General features: G+C 69.3%; 20 protein-coding genes and 1 pseudogene. 15 read left to right on the top strand and 6 right to left on the bottom strand.

From position 1 onward, the window contains the following. Positions 1 to 9 precede the first annotated feature (9 nt). From ACSHV8_RS16070 to ACSHV8_RS16100, 7 genes and pseudogenes are all read left to right on the top strand, one after another. Positions 10 to 948, top strand: a complete 939-nt coding sequence (locus ACSHV8_RS16070) for an ABC transporter ATP-binding protein (protein WP_436533805.1) — start codon at positions 10 to 12, stop codon at positions 946 to 948. Then, positions 945 to 1,724 carry an ABC transporter permease gene (locus ACSHV8_RS16075; protein ID WP_436533807.1) on the top strand — a complete coding sequence of 260 codons (780 nt, stop codon included), beginning with the start codon at positions 945 to 947 and terminating at the stop codon, positions 1,722 to 1,724. Before ACSHV8_RS16070 ends, ACSHV8_RS16075 begins: the two co-directional genes overlap by 4 nt. 20 nt (positions 1,725 to 1,744) lie before the next feature. Next, complete coding sequence (locus tag ACSHV8_RS16080) at positions 1,745 to 2,866, top strand: sensor histidine kinase (RefSeq protein WP_436533809.1); 1,122 nt, start codon at positions 1,745 to 1,747, stop codon at positions 2,864 to 2,866. Beyond that, positions 2,863 to 3,474, top strand: a complete 612-nt coding sequence (locus ACSHV8_RS16085; RefSeq protein ID WP_436533811.1) for a response regulator — start codon at positions 2,863 to 2,865, stop codon at positions 3,472 to 3,474. The genes ACSHV8_RS16080 and ACSHV8_RS16085 overlap by 4 nt, the downstream gene beginning before the upstream one ends. Before the next feature lie 57 nt (positions 3,475 to 3,531). Next, on the top strand, positions 3,532 to 4,164 hold the full coding sequence (locus tag ACSHV8_RS16090; RefSeq protein WP_436533813.1) for a HEAT repeat domain-containing protein: 633 nt from the start codon (positions 3,532 to 3,534) through the stop codon (positions 4,162 to 4,164). After that, complete coding sequence (locus ACSHV8_RS16095) at positions 4,151 to 5,212, top strand: MerR family transcriptional regulator (RefSeq protein ID WP_436533815.1); 1,062 nt, start codon at positions 4,151 to 4,153, stop codon at positions 5,210 to 5,212. The genes ACSHV8_RS16090 and ACSHV8_RS16095 overlap by 14 nt, the downstream gene beginning before the upstream one ends. 212 nt (positions 5,213 to 5,424) lie before the next feature. Next, positions 5,425 to 6,282 (top strand): annotated as a pseudogene (locus ACSHV8_RS16100) (sigma-70 family RNA polymerase sigma factor); the annotation flags it as partial. 316 nt (positions 6,283 to 6,598) lie between these two features. Here the strand turns inward: ACSHV8_RS16100 and ACSHV8_RS16105 are convergent. Further along, on the bottom strand, positions 6,599 to 7,201 hold the full coding sequence (locus ACSHV8_RS16105; protein WP_436533817.1) for a dihydrofolate reductase family protein: 603 nt from the start codon (positions 7,199 to 7,201) through the stop codon (positions 6,599 to 6,601). A gap of 82 nt (positions 7,202 to 7,283) precedes the next feature. Further along, positions 7,284 to 8,477 (bottom strand): PLP-dependent aminotransferase family protein, encoded by a 1,194-nt coding sequence (locus tag ACSHV8_RS16110; protein ID WP_436533819.1) that lies wholly within the window; start codon positions 8,475 to 8,477, stop codon positions 7,284 to 7,286. A 344-nt stretch (positions 8,478 to 8,821) separates the two neighbouring features. Here ACSHV8_RS16110 and ACSHV8_RS16115 point away from each other — a divergent pair, with 344 nt between their 5' ends. The 3 genes from ACSHV8_RS16115 (at position 8,822) to ACSHV8_RS16125 (ending at position 12,145) form a co-directional block, all read left to right on the top strand. Further along, complete coding sequence (locus ACSHV8_RS16115) at positions 8,822 to 10,420, top strand: ABC-F family ATP-binding cassette domain-containing protein (RefSeq protein WP_436533821.1); 1,599 nt, start codon at positions 8,822 to 8,824, stop codon at positions 10,418 to 10,420. 85 nt (positions 10,421 to 10,505) lie between these two features. Beyond that, positions 10,506 to 11,342, top strand: a complete 837-nt coding sequence (locus ACSHV8_RS16120) for an undecaprenyl-diphosphate phosphatase (RefSeq protein ID WP_436533823.1) — start codon at positions 10,506 to 10,508, stop codon at positions 11,340 to 11,342. Between the two features lie 122 nt (positions 11,343 to 11,464). Then, positions 11,465 to 12,145 carry a hypothetical protein gene (locus tag ACSHV8_RS16125; protein ID WP_436533825.1) on the top strand — a complete coding sequence of 227 codons (681 nt, stop codon included), beginning with the start codon at positions 11,465 to 11,467 and terminating at the stop codon, positions 12,143 to 12,145. 62 nt (positions 12,146 to 12,207) lie between these two features. Here ACSHV8_RS16125 and ACSHV8_RS16130 read toward each other — a convergent pair whose 3' ends face one another. Further along, complete coding sequence (locus tag ACSHV8_RS16130) at positions 12,208 to 12,942, bottom strand: hypothetical protein (protein WP_436533827.1); 735 nt, start codon at positions 12,940 to 12,942, stop codon at positions 12,208 to 12,210. A 114-nt stretch (positions 12,943 to 13,056) separates the two neighbouring features. Further along, entirely contained in the window at positions 13,057 to 13,641 is a 585-nt protein-coding gene (locus ACSHV8_RS16135) for an exonuclease (RefSeq protein ID WP_436533829.1), read from the bottom strand. 849 nt (positions 13,642 to 14,490) lie between these two features. On the opposite strand from ACSHV8_RS16135, the gene ACSHV8_RS16140 reads away from it, so the two are divergent. The 5 genes from ACSHV8_RS16140 to ACSHV8_RS16160 are packed head-to-tail and all read left to right on the top strand — an operon-like array spanning position 14,491 to position 18,333. After that, on the top strand, positions 14,491 to 15,459 hold the full coding sequence (locus ACSHV8_RS16140) for a tyrosine-type recombinase/integrase (RefSeq protein ID WP_436536784.1): 969 nt from the start codon (positions 14,491 to 14,493) through the stop codon (positions 15,457 to 15,459). Next, positions 15,456 to 15,953: an HAD domain-containing protein gene (locus ACSHV8_RS16145; protein ID WP_436533831.1), complete on the top strand. Its 498-nt coding sequence runs from the start codon at positions 15,456 to 15,458 to the stop codon at positions 15,951 to 15,953. The genes ACSHV8_RS16140 and ACSHV8_RS16145 overlap by 4 nt, the downstream gene beginning before the upstream one ends. A gap of 5 nt (positions 15,954 to 15,958) precedes the next feature. Beyond that, positions 15,959 to 16,690, top strand: coding sequence for a dienelactone hydrolase family protein (locus ACSHV8_RS16150; RefSeq protein ID WP_436533833.1), 732 nt, complete (start codon positions 15,959 to 15,961; stop codon positions 16,688 to 16,690). Continuing rightward, on the top strand, positions 16,680 to 17,219 hold the full coding sequence (locus tag ACSHV8_RS16155; protein WP_436533835.1) for a GNAT family N-acetyltransferase: 540 nt from the start codon (positions 16,680 to 16,682) through the stop codon (positions 17,217 to 17,219). The genes ACSHV8_RS16150 and ACSHV8_RS16155 overlap by 11 nt, the downstream gene beginning before the upstream one ends. Before the next feature lie 16 nt (positions 17,220 to 17,235). Further along, complete coding sequence (locus ACSHV8_RS16160; protein ID WP_436533837.1) at positions 17,236 to 18,333, top strand: GNAT family N-acetyltransferase; 1,098 nt, start codon at positions 17,236 to 17,238, stop codon at positions 18,331 to 18,333. Here the strand turns inward: ACSHV8_RS16160 and ACSHV8_RS16165 are convergent. Both ACSHV8_RS16165 and ACSHV8_RS16170 read right to left on the bottom strand, forming a co-directional pair. Next, positions 18,309 to 18,794, bottom strand: a complete 486-nt coding sequence (locus ACSHV8_RS16165; RefSeq protein WP_436533839.1) for a diadenosine tetraphosphate hydrolase — start codon at positions 18,792 to 18,794, stop codon at positions 18,309 to 18,311. The two genes, ACSHV8_RS16160 and ACSHV8_RS16165, sit on opposite strands and share 25 nt — an antisense overlap. 10 nt (positions 18,795 to 18,804) lie before the next feature. Continuing rightward, positions 18,805 to 19,404, bottom strand: a complete 600-nt coding sequence (locus tag ACSHV8_RS16170; RefSeq protein ID WP_436533841.1) for a class I SAM-dependent methyltransferase — start codon at positions 19,402 to 19,404, stop codon at positions 18,805 to 18,807. Positions 19,405 to 19,450 lie beyond the last annotated feature (46 nt).

The raw sequence follows: 19,450 nt of genomic DNA on the forward strand, positions 1-19,450 counted from the left end.
ATTGCTCTCATGACGCTCACCGCTTCAACCGATCTCGCGGCCACCGGTACGGGGCAGCTGGCCGTGAACCTGGATGGCGTGGTCAAACGTTTCGGCACGGTCACCGCCGTGAACGGAATCGACCTGCACATCCGCCCCGGAGAGGTGGTAGCCCTGCTGGGGCCCAACGGCGCCGGCAAGACGACCACGGTCGACATGCTGCTCGGGCTCTCGCAGCCCACGTCCGGAACCGTTCAGGTCTACGGCCGGGCGCCGCAGGAGGCGGTCGCGCTCGGCCTGGTCTCGGCGGTCATGCAGACCGGCGGGCTGCTCAAGGACTACACGGTCGAGGAGACGGTCCGGCTGACCGCCGTGCTGTTCGGCAAGCCGCGCGAGGCGGTCGGGGTCGCGTTGAAGCGGGCCGGGATCGCCGACATCGCCGACCGCCTGGTCGGCAAGTGCTCGGGCGGTCAGCAGCAGCGGCTGCGGTTCGCGATGGCGCTGCTGCCCGACCCGGAGCTGCTGATCCTGGACGAGCCGACCACCGGCATGGACGTCGGGGGCCGCCGCGAGTTCTGGGACGCGATCCGCCAGGACGCCGAGGGCGGCCGCACGGTCATCTTCGCCACGCACTACCTGGAGGAGGCCGACGCGTACGCCGACCGGGTGGTTCTGGTCCGGCGCGGTCAGATCGTCGCCGACGGCACCGCCAGCGAGGTCAAGTCCCTGGCCGCCGGCCGGACCGTGCGGGCCACCCTGCCCGACCCGGAACGCCTCGACCTGTCGATGATCCCCGAGGTCGAGTCGTCGGAGATCCGCGGCGACAGCATCTACCTGCACGGGCGGGACACCGACGCGATCGCCCGTTACCTGCTGAACCAGACCGACGCCCGGGACCTGGAGATCACCTCCCGGAACCTGGAGGACGCGTTCCTGACGCTGACCGCCGACGAGGAGACCCCGGCATGACCGCCACCACGATCGAGCGCCGCCTGCCGAAGTTCGGCGGCTTCAACCTCGGCATGATCGCCCTGGAACTGCGCCGGCTGGTCCGCAACAAGCGGACGGTCATCTTCAGCGTCGTCATGCCGCCGGCGTTCTTCCTGCTCTTCGGCACCAGCGCCGACTACAAGACCGAGCGCATCGGCGACGGCAACGCCACCGGATACGTGCTGATCAGCATGGCCGTCTACGGCGCGATGCTGGCCACCACCTCGGGCGGGGCGATGGTCTCGATCGAGCGGGCGGCCGGATGGAGCCGGCAACTGCGGCTGACGCCGCTCAAACCGTCCGCGTACGTGGCGGTCAAGCTCACCCTCGCGATGATCATCGGTTTGGTGTCGGTGATCGTCGTCAACATCGCCGGGGTGGTCTTCGGCGCCGACCTGCCGGTCGGGGAGTGGATCGCCTCGGCCGTGCTGGCCTGGGTCTGCGCCCTCGTGTTCGCCGCGTTCGGCCTGTTCATGGGCTACCTGCTGCCCAGTGAGAACGTGATGCAGATCCTCGGCCCGGCGCTGGCCCTGCTGTCCTTCGCCGGCGGGTTGTTCGTCCCGCTCGACACGCTCGGGCACACCTTCGCCACGATTGCCAAATTCACTCCGGTGTACGGGGTGGGCGAGCTCGCCCGCTACCCGGTGACCCAGTCCGGGCACCTGTGGCAGGCCGTGCTCAACGTGATCGCCTGGACCCTGGTGTTCTCGATCGGCGCGATGTGGCGGTTCCGCCGCGACACCGCCCGGGTCTGAGCCCCCGGTACCGTCCTCTCATGACCACGGCAACGTCCGAGACACCCGGCCGCATCGGTTTCCGCGGCGGCTGGGTGTTCGCCGCGATCTGGCTGTTCTACCTCGGTGAGAACCTCAACGCCCTGCTCGCCCATCCGCCCGGCATGTGGCGCGACGTCGGCCTGACCGCCCTCGCGCTGTTCGCCCTCTCGTACGTGCTGATCATCGCCACGATGCGCCGCGAGCGCCGCGACGGTCCGTACCCGGAGAAGGTTCTGCCGGTCTGGCTCGGCCTGGCCCTGTTGGCCGTGCTGGCGCTGCTGCAGGTCCCGGCGGCCGGGTCGACGGTGCTGACCTGCGCGGTCTACATCAGCGCGACCGCGGTGATGGGCCTGCCACTGCACCAGGGTCTGGGCGTCGCGGTCGCCGTCGCGCTGACCGTGGAGATCACGCTGCGGGTCGTTCCCGGCTGGCACGCCGTCAGCCAGGGTTACGCCCTGGCCGTCGTGCTGGCCGCGGCCGCGACCTGGGGGATGCGGCTGGCGTTCGAACGCCAGAGCCGGCTCATCCAGGCCCAGCAGGAACTGGCCGACCTGGCCGTGGCCGACGAACGCTCCCGCATCGCCGGGGACCTGCACGACATCCTCGGCCACTCGCTGACCGTGGTCGCGGTCAAGGCCGAACTGGCCCAGCGCCTGCTGGACGTCGACATCGAACGGGCCCGCGCCGAACTGCGCGACCTGGAAGCGCTGTCCCGCGACGCCCTCGCCGACGTGCGGGCGACCGCGATGGGTATGCGCGGGATCTCGCTGCCCGGTGAGATCGCCGCCGCCAAGGCCGCGCTGGCCGCCGCCAACGTCGAGGCCGACCTGCCCGGCGCGGCCGACGACGTGCCGACCCGCAACCGGGAACTGTTCGCCTGGACGATCCGGGAAGCGGTCACCAACATCGTCCGGCACAGCCGGGCCCGGCACGCCGAGGTCCGCCTGAGCCCCGACAGCGTGGAGATCGTCGACGACGGTCAGGGGCCGGCCTCGGCCGACGCCCCTGGTCAAGGCCTGGCCGGTCTGCGCCGGCGCGCCGACGAACTGGGCGCACATCTGACCGCCGGCCGGCGGGGGGACCGGCCCGGTTTCCGAGTACGAGTGGAGGTCCCCTCATGATCAAGTTGTTGCTCGCCGACGACCAGGCCCTGGTGCGCGGCGCGATGGCCGCCCTGCTCGACCTGGAACCCGACATCAAGGTCGTCGCCGAGGTCGGGCGCGGTGACGAGGTGGTCGACGCGGCCCGCGCCCACGACGTCGACGTCGCCCTGCTCGACGTGCAGATGCCCGGCCTGGACGGGATCTCGGCGGCACGGCTGCTCAACGAGGCGTTGCCCTCGTGCAAGGTGCTGATGGTGACCACGTTCGGCCGGGCCGGCTATCTGCGTCAGGCGATGGCGGCCGGCGCCAGCGGATTCGTCGTCAAGGACACCCCGGCCCGGCAGCTCGCCGACGCGGTCCGCCGCGTCCACCAGGGCCTGCGGGTGGTCGATCCGGCGCTGGCCGCGCAGAGCCTGGCCCACGGCGACTCGCCGCTGACCGACCGCGAGTCCGACGTGCTGCGCGCGGCCCGCGACGGCGGCACGGTCGCCGACATCGCCCGGGAACTGCGCCTGTCCGACGGCACCGTCCGCAACCACCTGTCCTCGGCGATCGGCAAGACCGGCGCCCGGACCCGGGCCGAAGCGGTACGCCTGGCCGTCGACAACGGCTGGATGCTCGGCTGACACCCCTTGAGGTTGACACCGTGACAAGGTCTTCAGTGGGTGCCGGAGGTGGTCCCCATGGACGTGATCAAAGGGTTGGACGCGGGTAACTCGTCGGCGCGACTGCAGGCGGCCCTGGCCGCCGGAACACGGGCCGACCCGGCCCTGGCCGGCGCGCTGGTGGCCCGCTGCGCGGTCGAACCGGACTTCTTCGTCCGCGACATGCTCACCTGGGCGCTGACCCGGCTACCGGCCGAGGTGACCGTGCCGCTGCTGCGCGCCGAGCTCGGTGGCGCCCGGGCGCAGGCCCGCAGCCAGGCCCTGCACACCCTGTCGAAGATCGCCGACCGGTCGGTGTGGCCGGCCATCACCGGGGCGCTGCTGCACGACACCGACGACGAGGTCGCGCGGGCCGCCTGGCGTACCGCCGCCGGCCTGGTCCCCGACGAGCAGCGCGCCGACCTGGCCGGCGAACTGGTCACCGAACTCGGCCGCGGCGACCGCAGTGTGCGGCAGAGCCTGAGCCGCGCCCTGATCGACCTGGGCGACGTGACCGAAACCGCCCTCGGCCCGGCCCTGCACGACGACGACCCGGCGATCGCCGCCCACGCCCGGGCCACACTGCGGCTGCTGCGCGACCCGGACGCCGGGTTCGACCTGGCCGCCGACGAGGCCACCCGGATCGTGGCCCTCGACCATGTTGATCGGTGAGGTGGCGCGGCGGTGCGGGGTCAGCACCCGCATGCTGCGCCACTACGACACGCTCGGCCTGGTCCGCCCCACCGGCCGCAGCAGCGGCGGCTACCGGGAATACTCCGACGCCGACCTGCGCCGCATCTTCCACGTGGAAAGCCTGCGCACACTCGGGCTGTCGCTGCGCCAGATCGGGCAGGCCCTGCAGGACCCCGGCTTCGAACCGGCCGCGCTGGTCGCCGACCTGATCGCCCGCACCGAGGACCGGATCCGCCGCGAACAGGAACTGCTCGACCGGCTGCGGACCGTCGACGCGTCGTCCCCGACCGGCTGGGCCGGCGTCCTGCGCCTGGTCGAGCTGCTGCACGGCCTGAACTCGCCCAGCGCGGCCCGCCGCCAGCAGGCCGCGCTCGCCCCGACCGAGGACGTGCCCGCCGACGTCCTGACCGCGGCGATCCTGACCGAAACCGATCCGATCGTGGCCGGGGCGCTGCGGTGGGCCCTGGCCCGCTCCGACACTCCGGCCACGATCGGGCTGGCGGCCGGGCTGTCGTCACCCGACCCGCAGGTGCGGCGCCGGGCCGTCCTGGCCCTGGCCGCGATCCCGGACGACGAGGCGACCACGGTGCTGACCGGCGCCCTGGACGACGACGATGCGCAGGTACGAGGGCCGGCCGCGCTCGCCCTGGCCCGCCGCGGCGTCACGGCGGCCGTGCCCGCCCTGGTCGCCCTGGTGGTGGCCGGCACCAACGACGTGGAGGCGGCCGAACTGCTGGGGGAGTTGGCGCTGCTCCCCGGCCGCGCCGGCCCGATCCTGGCCGCCCTCACCGCCGAACTCGCTTCCTCCGATGCCGCCGGCCCGGCCGAGCTCACCCCTTCCGGCGCCGGCTCAAGCCCGGCAAAGCTCTCGGCGTCCGGTGCCGGGTCGGGCGTGCGGATCCGCGTGGTTCAAGCCTTGGCCGAGCTGCCGACGGCCGTCACCCGTGATCTGCTGGCCGGGCTGACCGGCGACCCGGACCGCGGCGTCGCCGCCCTCGCCACCGCACTCGGACGCCGCCGGCCGTAGCCGCCCGCCCCCGGTAGTGGCGCTCGCCCACGAGGCGGGGCCACGCAACAGCGAAAAGTCAAGGTGACGGGCCTGTGGTTCTGCTATGAGGCCACCCGCCGGACTTGAGAAGAAATTCGCAGTGCAACCGAGCGGCAACCGAGAGTGCCCATCCGCTGCACCCGTAGCCGCGAAAAGTTCCCCCTGCAACCGACACCACGGGGGGAACCGAAATGACCGCGACCGCTCTGAACACCGCGACCCGCTCCGTCACCCGCGAGCAGGAGCAGCTGATCCGCGACAACATGGCTCTCGTCGGTCACATGGTCCGCGAGATGCTGTTCAAGGTGCCGCCGCACGTGCACCGCGACGATCTCGCGTCGGCCGGGTATGCCGCCCTGGTGACGGCCGCGCAGGCCTACGACGAGTCGCGCGGCATCCCGTTCGGCCGGTTCGCCGCCGTCCGGGTCCGCGGCGCCCTGCTCGACGAGCTGCGCAGCATGGACTGGGCCAGCCGTTCGGTGCGGGCCCGAGCCCGCCGCGCGGATGTCGCCCGCGAGGAACTGACCCGCCAGCTGGGCCGCACCCCGACCGCGGAGGAACTGGCCGAGCTGCTCGGTGTCGCCGTCAACGAGCTGTCCAGCGTCGACGACGACGTGCAGCGCGCCGCCGTGCTGTCGCTGCAGGGTTTCACCGCCGGCGCCGCCGAGGACATGGTCACCGAGTCGTCGATGAACCCGGAGGAGACGCTGCTGCACCGCGAGCGCCTCGGCTACCTGCACGATGCGGTCACCGTTCTCCCGGAGCGACTGCGGTTCGTGGTGGAGGCCTCCTTCCTGCAGGAACGTCCGCTGTCCGAGGTCGCGGCCGAGCTCGGCGTCACCGAGTCCCGGGTGTCGCAGCTGCGCACCGAGGCCCTGGCGTTGCTGCGCGACGGCCTGACCACCCACATGGAGCAGGTCTCCGGCCCGGTCGCCAAGGACGGCTGCGTGGCCCGGCGCCGGGCCGCCTACGCCGCGCAGATCGCCGCCCGCAGCACCATGGCCACCCGCCTGAGCATCACCGACGCCCGCGGTGAGCGCGTCGCCGCCCCGGCCCTCGACCGCCACACGGCCGCCGCCGGTGTCGGCGCCGGCCAGGTCACCGCCGCCGCCGCCGAGCGTCCCGCTGCCGTGAGCGATCGCCACCCTGCGGCCGCCCGCGCCGCCGCGCCGGCCGACCGTCGCACCGCAGGCACCCGCCTCGCCGTCGCCGCATGACGCCCGCTCGCCCGGCGGGGCCGCCGTCCCGATCACGGACGCGGCCCCGCCGACCCGGCGGACACCGTCACCCCCGCCCGGCGGGCGAGAACGGTCACCCCCGCCGACCGGACGGGAATTACCGGACCCGCCCGCCGGGCGGCAACGATCAGACCTTGCCCTTCGCGTCGTCATACCCGGCCGCGGCCGGCGCCGCCCCGGGCGCGTAGATCACCCGGATCACCCCGGTCGGGAGCACCTCGGTCGCCACCACCCGCAGGTGATACGCCCGATCGCCGTCGTCGAACAACCGCCGCCCCTTGCGCGCGGCCACCGGATGCACCAGCAGCCGCACCTCGTCGACCAGTCCCGCGGCCAGCAGCTGCTGCACGACCGAGATCGACCCCGGGATCAGCACCCCCTTGACCCCCGGATCGGCCTTGAGCGCGCTCACCGCCGCGACCAGGTCGCCCTGCAGCAGCTCCGAGTTGCGCCAGGTGAACTCCAGCGGCTGCCGCGACACGACGATCTTGCGGACGTCGCCGAGCTGCTTGGCGAACGGCGCGTCCTCCTCACCACCGGCTTCCCGGTCCGGCCACGCCCCGGCGAAGCTGTCGTAGGTCTCCCGGCCGATGAGCAGCACATCGGCGGTCTCGTAGTCCTCGGAGACGGCGCGGCCCATGTTCTCGTCGAAGTACGGAAAGTGCCACTCGGGATCGATCTCGGCGACCCCGTCGGCCGAGATGAACAGGGTGGAGACGACCTTCGCCATCGCGGTGTTTCCCCTCAGATCGGTTGCTCTCGAAGGTTTGACGCCGCAAGCTTGCCAAACTCGACGCCCCACGACCCCCTTCTTAAGTACGGTTTCCCGCCGAAAGAACCGTCGGAAGAGCCGTAGGAAGAGCCGTCGAAGGCAGCGCCGAAGATCCCGACCCCAGAGCCACCCCGAGCCGCCGCATCCCCTCGACGATCCGCTCCGGCGTGCTCGAACTGAACGACAACCGCAACGTCGCCCGATCCGCCCGCACCGCGAAGAACGGCGCCCCCGGCACGAACGCCACGTCATGCGCCAACGCCACCGGCAGAACCGCCGCGGTGTCGACCTCACCGGGCAGCCGCACCCACACGAACATCCCACCGTCCGGATCGGTCCACGTCGCCCCCGCCGGCAACACCTGCGGCAGCAACCCCAGCATCGTGTCGCGCCGCTCCCGATAGGCCACCCGCAGCCGCGCCACATGCCCGTCCAGATCCGCCACGGCCAGATAGTGCGCCGCCGCCGCCTGATCGATCGTCGAGGTGTGCAGGTCGGCCGCCTGCTTGGCGATCACCAGCGCCGCCCGCAACGCACTCGGCGTCCGCACCCAGCCGAGCCGCAGCCCCGGCGCACCGATCTTCGACAAACTTCCGAGAAAAACCACCCTTTCGCCGTACGACGCCACGGGCGCCAGCGCATCCCCGCGATACCGCAGCTCGCCGTACGGGTCGTCCTCCACGATCCACACCCCGTACCGTTCGGCCAGCTCGGCCACCCGCTCGCGCCGCCGCGCGCTCAGCGTCTTCCCGGTCGGGTTGGCGAACGTCGGCACCAGGTACAACAGCGCCGGCCGCTCCCGCGCGAACACCTCAGCGAGCGCGTCCGGATCCACCCCGTCGGCGTCGGAGGCCACGGCGACGACCCGCGCCCCGGCCATCCCGAAGCACTGCAGCGCGGCCAGATATGTCGGCTCCTCCACGACCACGGTCGCGCCCGGCTCCAGCAGCGCCGCCGCGACCAGCGTCAACCCCTGCTGCGAGCCGGTCGTGACCAGCACGTCCCCGGCCTGCGAGGGCAGCCCCCACGCGGTCATCCGCGCCGCCAGATGCCCCCGCAACCGCAGGTCGCCCTCGGTCGCCGCGTACTGCAGATGCCGCCGCGCGGCCGGCCCGGTCAGCGCGGCGTCGAACGCGGCCCGCCACCCGTCCACGTCGAACAGTTCGGGTGCGGGCAGACCACCCGCGAAGGAGATCACCTCAGGCCGGTCGACCAGGGCCAACAGGTCACGCACGGGGGAGGAGGCAACAGAGGAGAGACGCATGACAGTCCAATTCCGGGAAGGTGGCGCGAATCAAGCCCACGAGTCACGGACGGTCGTGCCATCGACGTGCGCGGCGAAGCAGCTACCTGGTCAAGGCGCTTTCCAAAAGCCTAACGCCGATTAAGTACGAGATTGGTCCCACAATTGGTTCGCGCACCAAGCCACTGCATTCGGGTTGCGGCCGGGCGCCGCGCCGGGCAGAGTTGGCCGAGTCCTTCCCGCAACAGCCAGGAGCATGAACGCCCCATGTGAGAGCAGCCAACACCCCGTACCCCCCAATCCGGTGTTGATCTTTGCTCTTTGGAGGTTTTCGCATGCCCGCCCACCTCAAAGCCAGCGGCATCGCCCGCGCCCACGACGGTGACCTGCTGTTCTCCGGGTTCGACCTGGTCCTGCAGGACGGTGACCGCATCGGCGTGGTCGGCCCCAACGGCGCCGGGAAAACCACCCTGCTGCGCGTGCTCGCCGGCGAACTGCCCCCGACCCACGGCACGGTCACCCTCGCCCCCGGCACCACCATCGCGTACGTCTCCCAGCAGGTCCCCGACCCGCAGGGAACCGTCGCCGCGTTCCTCACCGCCGGCCTCGGCGAACTCGCCGACGTCACCGCAAGCATGCGCACACTCGAAACCCGGATGGCCGCCGGCGACGACGTCCTCGACGAGTACGCCCACGTCCAGGAACGCTGGACCGCCCTGGAAGGCTGGACCGCCGAGACCCGGCTCACCGAGATCCGCCAGCGCCTCGACATCGACCACCTCGACGACGACCTGCCCCTGGCGTCCATCTCCGGCGGCGAACAGGCCCGCCTCATGCTCGCCCGCGCGCTGCTGACCGGTCCTGATCTGCTCCTGCTCGACGAACCGACCAACCACCTCGACGCCGACGGCGCCACCTGGCTGCGCGACTGGCTGCAGAACTACCCCGGCGGCATCCTCACCGTCAGCCACGACCGGGCATTCCTCGACACCACCGTCACCCGCATCATCGAACTCGACGGCATCGACGAACAACCCCAGGACTATCCCGGCGGCGGCTACACCGCGTTCCGCGCCGAGAAACAACGCCGCTGGCAACGCCTGCTGCTCGACTTCGAGGCCCAGGAGAAGGACCGGATCCGCTGGGAAGCCGACATCGAACGCACCATGGGCTTCGCCCGCGGCGTCGAGAACGCCGACCGCTCCAACGCCGCCGCACCCCACCTGCGCCGCGTCGCCCGCCTGGTCGCCCGCAAGGCCAAGGTCCGCGAACGCCGCCTACGCCGCCAGATGGCCTCCGTCCGGTGGATCGCCGAACCCCGCCGCCGCCCCGCCCTGACCCTGGCCTTCCCCGACGACACCGGCGACCCGGGCGAGATCATCCTCAAGATCCGCGACCTGCACCGCGCCTACGGCAACCGCGTCCTGCTCGACCACGTCGACCTCGACGTCACCCGCGGCGACCGCATCGTCGTCACCGGCCGTAACGGCTCCGGCAAAACCACCCTGCTGCGCGCCATCGCCGCCGACCACCCCGACGTCGCCGTGCTCCCGCAGACCACCGATCACCTGCGCACCGACACCACCGTCATCGACTATTTCCGATCAGAAGTTCCCGTGTACGTCGACGACGCCGAAAAACTGCTCACCGGCCACCAGTTCGACCCCGAACAGTGGACGTCCCGCCTGCGCGACCTGTCCGCGGGGGAGCTGCGCCGACTCCTGCTGGCCGTCCTGGTCAACAGCCCGTCCCGGATCCTGCTGCTCGACGAACCGACCAACTTCCTCGACTTCGACGCCCTCGACGTCATCGAGGAAGCCCTGCGCCGCTACCGCGGAACCCTGCTGATCGTCTCCCACGACCGATACTTCGCGAAAGCAGTCGGTCACACCCGGCACTGGCACGTCGCCGACGGCACCGTGACCGAAAACTGACGAGGGACCGCCGTCGGTCCGCATGACCCGCACCCCTATGCTCTGAACCCGGCCACACACGTGACAAACAGGGCGGGATCAGGGTTTGAACATCTTCGAAGCAATCTTGATGGGCGCTGTGGAGGGCGTCACCGAGTTCCTCCCGGTGTCCAGCACCGGACACCTGACCATCCTGGAGAAACTGCTCGGTTACCGCCTCGACGACCCGGACATCACCGCCTTCACGGTCATCATCCAATCCGGCGCCGTCCTGGCCACCATCCTCTTCCTCATGAAGGACATCGTCCGGATCGTCCCCGCCTTCTTCCGCGGCCTCGGCAGCAAGGACGCCCGCGACCACCCCGACTTCCGATTCGCGATCGCCGTCATCCTCGGCTCGATCCCCATCGTCATCGCCGGGCTCACCTTCAAAGACACCATCGAAACCACCCTGCGCAGCCTCTGGTTCGTCGCCGGCGCCCTCATCGTCTGGTCCGGCGTCATGGCCTTCGCCGACCACGCCGCCACCCAGGTCCGCCACGAAGACGACGTCACCTGGAAAGACGCCCTCGTCATCGGCCTCGTCCAGTGCCTCGCCGTCATCCCCGGCATCAGCCGCTCCGGCTCCACCATGTCCGCCGGCCTGCTACGCGACCTCGACCGCGTCACCGTCACCAAACTGTCGTTCTTCCTCTCCGTCCCCGCCCTCACCGGCGCCTCCCTGCTGCAGGGCTACGAGGAATACGACAACATCTCCAACGGCGTCGGCTGGACCAACACCATCGTCGCCACCGCCGTCAGCTTCGTCGTCGCCTACTTCGCCGTCACCTGGCTGCTCAAATTCGTCGCTAAACACTCCTACAGCGTCTTCATCTTCTACCGGCTGGCCCTGGGCTCCCTGCTCATGCTCCTGCTCGCCACCGGCACCATCACCGCCCAATAACCCCAGCTCATCGAAGAAGCGCCCGCCTCCCCGGCGGGCGCTTGTTCCGTCTCCGGCACCGCCACCCAGCTACAACCACGGGTTGACCGGCCCACGACCGACAGCATCCAGACTTGGCGGACATGACCGTCAGACGTCATCTCCGATGCCTCGCGGCCGCCCTGGCCGTGCTCACCGTGCCGGCCTGCGCCGCACACACGCCGACAACGAGCAGCGCCGGCACATCGACACCCTCACCGGACGCCCCGTCGCCGAGCCCGAGCCCGAGCCAACCGGAGGGGATAGGCGACGGCAACTTCCTCGTCGGCCGCGACACCCCCGCAGGCACCTACCGCACCGTCTACGTGGTCCGGAACTGCTACTGGGAACGCAGCACCTCCGCCGGCAGCATCATCGCCAACGACATGATCACCTACGCGCCCGGCGAAGTGACCGTGACACTCGGCTACGGAGAGGCCTTCACCAGCAAAAACTGCGGCCGCTGGGTGATGGACCCACCCCCACCACCGCCGCCACCACCCTCGCCGCCCTCAGCAGCCGAGATCGCCGCGTCCAAGAAGGCCGAAGCCGAAGAAGCCAAAGCCGAAGCGAAGAACCGCGCCTGCATCAAACGCCGGGACACCTACGACGCCACCTTCGACAAACTCATGGCAGAACAGCAGAAGATCTCCGACAAGCTCGACAAACTCATGGAGCACTACCCGTACGACGAAGACGAGTACGACAAACTGATGGACCAGGACGAGAAAAAACTCGACAAAATCCACGAACTGGGCGACCGACCCGACTGCGAACCCGCGTAAAACTCAGCCGGGCGGCGACACGGGTCATCACCCGTCTCGCCGCCCGGCACAGCACACCACCGTCACGACGGCTGCGAGCCCGCCTCACCCAACTCCGCCAGCCGCGCCTCGATCTCGGCCAACTCCGCCCGCAACCGCTGCGCCTGCTGCTCCGCCTCCGCACGCTCACCCGACAGAATCTGCTCGACCGCCTCCTGCACACCCGGCACGTCGATCAACTGCACCATCTTCAACGCCTCGGCCGGACGAATCACATACGGCTTCGCCAGGGCCTTCGCACCCTGATTGGCGCCCACCGTCCACTCGCCCTCGGCATACGCCAGAGTCACCGTCAACTGCGGGGACGGCTTCGCCTTCACCGGACGCGCCACCTTCCGCGGCGCCGGAGCGGCAACTTCCTGACCTTCGTTCTCCACGTTGTCCTCACTCTTACGCTGCACCGGCGCCGGCTTCGGCCTCTCGATCGGCTTGTCGATCAGAAACTCCGGCCCCGACAACACCGGCTCCGGTTCCGGCTCGGGCACCGCAACCACCTTCTTCGCCGCCGCCGCACCACGCGGCGCGATCCGCAGATCAACGGGGGAGAAGGGCAGCTCGTCACGCCCGAACTTCACCACCACCCACTCCTCGGACACCGCGGGATCCTCCAACCCCACCACCTGCCCGATCTGACCCGCGATCTGCCCCGCCGACTCGGTGAACTGCACCTTCGGCTTCCGCCCGGCCGCCAGCGCGTCCCGGATCCCGTCCAACTCCTCCGTGGTCAACCCACGGGCCTCCACGCCCGCCGCGGCCATTGTCCCCACCTTCGTACGCCTGTATGAGAGGGCCTTAGTTCTACCAGCCCCCACCGACAACAACCGTTCGCCACCCCGGACACCCAAGATCAAGATCAGGGACCGGATCAACCCTCAATCCTCGACACCGGCCAGGGGAGCGGGCACCCGGAACAGCACACCCAACAAGTGCGCATACCCCCGCGCATCGTCGATCGCAGGATGCGTATGCGCAAAATCCCCGAACCACCCCGCCGGCAACGTCTGCGGCGTCACCTGCGCCACCGGCCGCCCCGTCAACGCCGCCGCATAACTGCGCAGACACAAACCCGGACGACCCACAAACAGAACATCCTTCTCGTACGGGCCCTGCACCAGCCCGTACCTCGTAAAACGCCGCAGATAGAAGTCGATCCACCCACCGTCGAACGCGATCGGGAACGCCGTGAACATCAACGGCCCCGGCAACGACCGCAACCACGCCACATAGTCGTCCATCACCCGCGAAACCGGAAGTGGATCATTCGTCGCCGCAGCCCACGCCACCGGATGCTCCTGGAAGAACGCATACGTGTCCGGATTCGGCGCCGCACCCGGCAACGGCTCCAGCACCGCCTCGAACACGCCGACCTCCTCGCCACCGGCCGTGACCGCCACCGACGCGAACGACCGCATCGAATTCGCACCCGGCCACGGCCCGTCCACCTCGACGTCGGTCACCACGTAGATCCACTCGTCCCGCACCCGCACGACCTCCCCGCACCATCAAGATCACCGATATCGTGCCATGCCCCGCCGCGCCGGCCCGGGGGAGTCGTCAACCCCGAGTTGACCCGACGACGTCGAGTCGCGAAAACACCGGAGAACCGCCGGCAGTCACCGACGCCGAGCGCGGCACCGCGCCGACAGCCCACAGCAACGCCGAGCGCACCGCGCCGACCACCGGCAAGGGCCATGCGCCAGCCCCAGGCAGAGCAGTTGGTTCTCACGTGTGCTTGAGGCGCACGTGAGAACCAGCTCGGAACGTGCGGCTGATCGTCAGGTGTGGGTGGGCGTTATCCCGCTGGTTCCGGCCTAAAATATCAGGTCGATAATGCACATTATGTCAACTAGAACGCGGAGAGGGGTCCGCCTGCGGCGGCGTTCGCTCCCCTGAACACGTCGTGTCGCGCAAACTCCCACCCAGCCTCAGCCCCCGGTCCGGGCCAGGGCTGCCGTGAGCCGGCCCGAGAGCAAGCCAAGGCGCACGTCGAACAAAAGGGAAACAGGTGTCGCCGCGCAGCATTCGAACATTCGAGCGAACCCAGCCGTGCATGATCGAGTTCCCCTTGACCGGAGGCCGCGGCGCACGTCCCTGAAGTGGCACATCGCAAGGGCGCCACGGCACCCCCTTCCCCGATGGTGTCCGCCGACCTCAGCTTGCCCGTGCGGAGCTGCCCGGGTTTGGCTCCCGTGTGGGCGGGAACGCCGCTGACGGGCGTGGTGTGCGTGAAAGCTGCTCGGGAGGTTGACTTACGTGCTAAGGTCCATCCAGGCACAAATGCGGATATATCATGCATAATATCTCTTATGCAGCACGAATCAGCCGTTGAGCCACTCTCCCCTCTCGCCGAGCTGGTTGACGAGTTCCTGGCCGCGCGGGCCACCCGCAAGCCGTCAGCGCACACCCTGATGGCGTACAAGCGCGATCTTTTCCTGGTGTTGCAGCAGGCCCTGCCCGCGCCGCAGTCGCCGGCCGACCTCTCCCCTCGCGTGCTGCGGTCGGCGTTCGCGCGGTTCGCGGCCGATCGCGCCCCTGCTTCGGTGGCTCGTGCCTGGTCGTCGTGGAATGCGTTTTTCACGTTCCTGGTGACCGAGGGTGTGGTGGCCGGTAATCCGATGTCGGCGGTGGACAAGCCGCGGATGGTGGCGCACTCCCCCAAACCGTTGCGGGGTGAGGACACTCCGGAGGAGTTGTTGCGGGTGGTGTCGCGGGCTGATGAGCGGCAGCGGGATCCGTGGCCGGAGCGGGATGTTCTGGTGGTGGCGTTGGCGTTGTGTGCCGGTTTGCGGTTGTCGGAGTTGTTGGGGTTGCGGGTGGGTTCGGTGTCGGGGCGTGACGGTGAGCGGCGTGTGGAGGTGGCCGGTAAGGGTGGGCGGCCGCGGGTGGTGCCGATCGACGGTGGCCTGGATGCGGCGGTGGGGCGGTATGTGGAGAGTCGCCGGGTGCGGTTCGGGCGGGTGTCGAAGTCGGATCCGTTGTTGGTGGATCGGCATGGTGCGCCGTTGTTGCGGGGTGGTTTGCAGTATTTGGTGCGGTCGTGTTTCCGGCGGGCCGGTATCGGTGATCGGGTGCCGCGGGGTGCGCAGTTGCATGCGTTGCGGCATACGTTTGCGACGCGGCTGGCCGAGGATGGTGCGAACGCGTCGGAGATCATGCGGTTGTTGGGGCATGCGTCTCTGGCGACGTCGCAGAACTATATCGAGGTCACGGCCGAGCAGCAGCGGGCGGCGATCCAGTCGAATCGCACGAATCGGGTTCTGCGGGAGTTGGCGTGAGCGGGGCGGAGTCCGTACGTCCGATTTTGTTTCTGGATGTTGATGGGGTGTTGAACGTGTATGGGGGTGCCTCTCCCCCGCCGGGGTTCTCCGAGCATGGGTGGTTTGCCGGTGAGGAGCCGGTGCGGCTGAATTCGGTTCATGGCCGGTGGATTCGTGAGTTGTCGCGGGTGATGGACGTGGTGTGGGCGACCGGGTGGAATGCGGAGGCGAATCGGCTGTTGGCGCCGTTTCTCGGGTTGCCGGCGTTGCCGGTGGTCGGGATGCCGGTGGGGATTTTCGATCCGGGTGACAAGGTGCCGCGTATCGATGCGTTCGCGGGTGGGCGGGCGGCGGCGTGGGTGGATGATCTGCATGCGCCGGCGGCGTGGGAGTGGGCGGCGGCGCGGCGGTTTCCGACGTTGTTGGTTCCGGCTGATCCGGCGGTGGGTTTGACGCGGGTGATGGTGGAGGGGTTGCTGGCGTGGGTTGCTGAGGTTTGTCCGTTAGGTTGATCTTCATGAAGTTGCGTGAGGATGAGGTGCGGGTTCCGTCGGCGGCCGGTGAGATCCGGGCGGTGGTGCTGTCGCCGGTGGGTGGTGGGTCGTTTCCCGGGGTGTTGTTGTACACGGACATTTTTCAGCTGACGGAGTCGACGTTGCGGTCGGCGCGGCGGTTGGCGTCGGACGGTTTTGTGGTGTGTGTTCCGGAGATCTATCCGCACGGTGAGTTGGGTGGGGTGGCTCTGGAGTTCGACGATGCGGGTAAGGCGCGTGGGTTGGCGGGTGCGGCGGCGACGTCGACGGCGCAGTTCGATGCGGATCGGGTGGCGGTTCTGGATTATCTGGAGCGGCGGGCGGATGTGTCGTCGCTGTTGGTGACCGGGTTCTGTATCGGTGGGCATCTGGCGTTCCGGGCGGCGTTGGATGCGCGGGTGTCGGCGACGGTGTGTTTTTATCCGACCGGTTTGCACAATGGTGGGCTGGGTTCGGATGTGGCGGATTCGTTGGCGCGGGCGTCGGAGATCCGGGGCCGGTTGATGGTGGTGTTCGGGTCGCGGGATCCGCATGTGCCGGCGGAGGCGCGTCTGGCGACGATCGGTTCGTTGTACGGGTCGGGGTTGACCGATCTGGAGTTGCATGTGTTTCAGGGTGGGGAGCATGCGTTCATGCGGGATGTGGGGGTGCGTCACGATCCGGTGTTGACGGATCTGGCGTTTGCGGAGGCGGTTTCGTTTTTCCGTGGGCGGTGATCGGGTGGTGTTTCCGCGGGCGACGCTGGTGACGGATCGGTTGGTGTTGCGGCCGTTCGAGTCCGGTGATGCGGCGGGTGTGCACGCGGTCTGGAATGAGCGGGAGTTCTTGCGGTTCGCGCCGGTGGGTTTCCGGTATGCGGGGGCGGGTCTTGAGCAGGCGGTGCAGTGGTGTGCGCGGGGGGACGTTTTTGCCGGGGTGGAGCGGGCGAGTGGCCGGTTGGCGTGTCATGTGACGTTGTTCGGTGCGGATTGGTCGGCGATGACGGCCGAGATTCATTATTGGACGGCGGTGTGGGCGCGTGGTCGGGGTTTCGCGGTGGAGGCGGCGGCTGCGGCGGGCCGGTGGGCGGTGCGGGAGTTGGGGTTTGCGCGGGTGACGTTGCATTCGGATGTGCGTAATGGGGCGTCGCGGCGGGTGGCGGAGGCGGCCGGTTTCGTGTTCGAGGGTGTGTTGCGGAATGCGTCGTGGACGCGGTCGGGTCGTGGTGATCTGGCGGTGTTCAGTCTGATCCCGGCTGATCTGTGACTGGCAGGATCAGCGTGTGGTGACGGTGAGAAGGTTCCGCGGGTCGGATACCGGTGTGTTGTGGGCGTTGGGTGCGTTGCCGAATGTCGGTGAGACGGCTGACCCGACGGTTGCGGTCCCGTTGTCGCCGGCGGTCGGGGTGCCGTCGGGTTTCCCTGATCTGGCTGATGTCGAGGGTGCTTTCCTGGCTGTGGGTGGCGAGTTCCTGGTGGTGGAGCTCGACGGTCATCTTGTCGGGATGGGTGGTTTTCGGCCGGGTGGTGACGGGCGGGCCGAGGTGTTGCGGGTGCGGGTGCATCCGGCGACCCGGCGGCGCGGTGTCGGGCGGGCTTTGATGGCGGAGTTGGAGCGGCGTGCGGTGGCGGCCGGTCTGCGGGCGTTGCATCTGGATACGGCCACGAATCAGCCGGAGGCGATGGCGTTCTACGAGGCGCTCGGTTTCGTGGAGGTCGGTCGTGAGCATCAGCCGGGTTGGTCGTGGACGCTGGCGTTTTACGTGAAGGCGCTCACCGGGGTCGACGAGGCGTATGACGTTGCTGCGCCCGCTTATGCGGAGCTGTTCCGTGATTCTCTGCGTGACAGTCCGCTGGATCGGGCGATTCTGGGCGCGTTCGCGGATGTGGTGAAGGGTGAGGTCGCCGATGTCGGGTGTGGTCCCGGGCATGTGACGGCCTATCTGGCTGGGCTCGGGGTGGCGGTTTTCGGGGTGGACGCCTCCCCCGCGATGATCGGTTTGGCTCGGCAGGCGTATCCGGTGTTGCGGTTCGAGGTCGGGTCGATGGCGGCGCTGAATGTCGCCGACGGTGCGCTGGGTGGTGTGTTGTCGCGTTGGTCGATCATTCACACGCCGCCGCCCGAGGTGCCGGCTGTTCTGGCGGAGTTTCGCCGGGTGCTGGCGCCGGGCGGGCATCTGTTGATCGGTTTCTCGGCGGGCGGGCATCCCACGCAGGCTTATGACCATCGTGTCGCCCCGGCGTATCTGTGGCAGCCGGATCACCTGGCTGGGCTGTTGCGTGAGTGCGGGCTGGCCGAGGTGGCCCGTCTGGTGTGTGAGCCGGAGCGTTCCGACCCGCGTCAGTACAAGGGTGTTCAGTTGCTGGCGCGTAGGGCGTAGGCGAGGTCGGCGCGCAGGTCGTCGTGTTCGGGGCCGAGCGGTTTCTGGGCTCGGAGGTCGCGGGGGTAGTTGAAGACCGGTCCGGTGACGTATTCGGCGGGTTCCCACGCGTAGCGGGCGTGGACGTGGGCGTGCAGGTAGTGGTCGAGGTTGCCGAGGATCTGGTAGTTGACGCGCAGGAATGCGGGGTCGCGGCGGGCGCAGACGGTGGCGATGGCTTCGCCGAGGTGGTCCATGTCGGCCAGGAAGGCGAGGCGTTGGGCCCGTGGCAGGTCGGTGAGCCGGTCGATGCCGGGGTCGTCGGTGAGCAGGACGCAGTATCCGGGGAGGAACTGGCTGTCTCCGATGGCGACGAATCCGGTGTTCAGGCGGGCGATGATGGTCGGGTTTTCGCCGCGCAGCGCTGTTCCGATGCGGTCGGTTTGAAACTTTGCTCCGTGAAACCCGGGTTGTGAGTCCACAAGTCTCAACCTATTTGTAGGCGCGGGAGGTGCGGAGCAGGAAGCCGGGCATGGTGATCTTCTGGTCGTCGACTTCGGCTTCGACCTGGGCGTCTTTGACGGTGGTGTCGTCCCAGACGGGTTCGGGGAAGCACTGTTGCAGGTATTCGCGGGTGATGGTCCAGCCGTGGCCGGCGTCGGCGGAGATGGCCAGCACGTACACCTTGGTGCCGGGTTCGGCGAGGCCGGGCAGTTGGGCGAGGTAGGTGTCGACGTCGCCGCCGTCGCGGTGCAGGTTGTGCAGCAGTCCGCTGTCGAAGATGGTGTCGAAGGGGGCGTTGGGCAGGTTGAGGGCGGTGGCGTCCTGGACGTCGAAGCGGGCGGTCAGGCCGGTGGCTTTGGCGCGGGCGCGTTCGATGGCGGTGGGTGAGATGTCGATGCCGGTGACGTGGTAGCCGCGGCGGGCCAGGGTGCAGGCGAGGTCGCCGGTGCCGCAGCCGAGGTCGAGGACTTTGGGTCCGCGGATGCCGTGTTCGAGCAGGGCGGTGATGGCCGGTTGTGGTCGGCCGGTCTCCCAGGGTGTGTTGCCGGTGCGGTAGCGCTCGTCGTAGTCGGTCATCGTCTCCCCCATGGCTGGTCGGTGGGACTGTATCGGTTGAGGCTTGGTGTCGTTTTTC

The sequence above is a fragment of the Actinoplanes sp. HUAS TT8 genome (assembly GCF_051380535.1).
Taxonomy (GTDB): Bacteria; Actinomycetota; Actinomycetes; order Mycobacteriales; family Micromonosporaceae; genus Actinoplanes.

What these genes read in the sequence shown, in the direction of transcription:
- ACSHV8_RS16075 (WP_436533807.1), top strand. Translation starts at nt 945, where the DNA reads ATGACCGCCACCACGATCGAGCGCCGCCTGCCGAAGTTCGGCGGCTTC.
- ACSHV8_RS16090 (WP_436533813.1), top strand. Translation starts at nt 3,532, where the DNA reads ATGGACGTGATCAAAGGGTTGGACGCGGGTAACTCGTCGGCGCGACTG.
- ACSHV8_RS16115 (WP_436533821.1), top strand. Translation starts at nt 8,822, where the DNA reads ATGCCCGCCCACCTCAAAGCCAGCGGCATCGCCCGCGCCCACGACGGT.
- ACSHV8_RS16130 (WP_436533827.1), bottom strand. Translation starts at nt 12,942, where the DNA reads ATGGCCGCGGCGGGCGTGGAGGCCCGTGGGTTGACCACGGAGGAGTTG.
- ACSHV8_RS16150 (WP_436533833.1), top strand. Translation starts at nt 15,959, where the DNA reads ATGAAGTTGCGTGAGGATGAGGTGCGGGTTCCGTCGGCGGCCGGTGAG.
- ACSHV8_RS16085 (WP_436533811.1), top strand. Translation starts at nt 2,863, where the DNA reads ATGATCAAGTTGTTGCTCGCCGACGACCAGGCCCTGGTGCGCGGCGCG.
- ACSHV8_RS16140 (WP_436536784.1), top strand. Translation starts at nt 14,491, where the DNA reads ATGCAGCACGAATCAGCCGTTGAGCCACTCTCCCCTCTCGCCGAGCTG.
- ACSHV8_RS16105 (WP_436533817.1), bottom strand. Translation starts at nt 7,201, where the DNA reads ATGGCGAAGGTCGTCTCCACCCTGTTCATCTCGGCCGACGGGGTCGCC.
- ACSHV8_RS16170 (WP_436533841.1), bottom strand. Translation starts at nt 19,404, where the DNA reads ATGGGGGAGACGATGACCGACTACGACGAGCGCTACCGCACCGGCAAC.
- ACSHV8_RS16095 (WP_436533815.1), top strand. Translation starts at nt 4,151, where the DNA reads ATGTTGATCGGTGAGGTGGCGCGGCGGTGCGGGGTCAGCACCCGCATG.
- ACSHV8_RS16080 (WP_436533809.1), top strand. Translation starts at nt 1,745, where the DNA reads ATGACCACGGCAACGTCCGAGACACCCGGCCGCATCGGTTTCCGCGGC.
- ACSHV8_RS16070 (WP_436533805.1), top strand. Translation starts at nt 10, where the DNA reads ATGACGCTCACCGCTTCAACCGATCTCGCGGCCACCGGTACGGGGCAG.
- ACSHV8_RS16125 (WP_436533825.1), top strand. Translation starts at nt 11,465, where the DNA reads ATGACCGTCAGACGTCATCTCCGATGCCTCGCGGCCGCCCTGGCCGTG.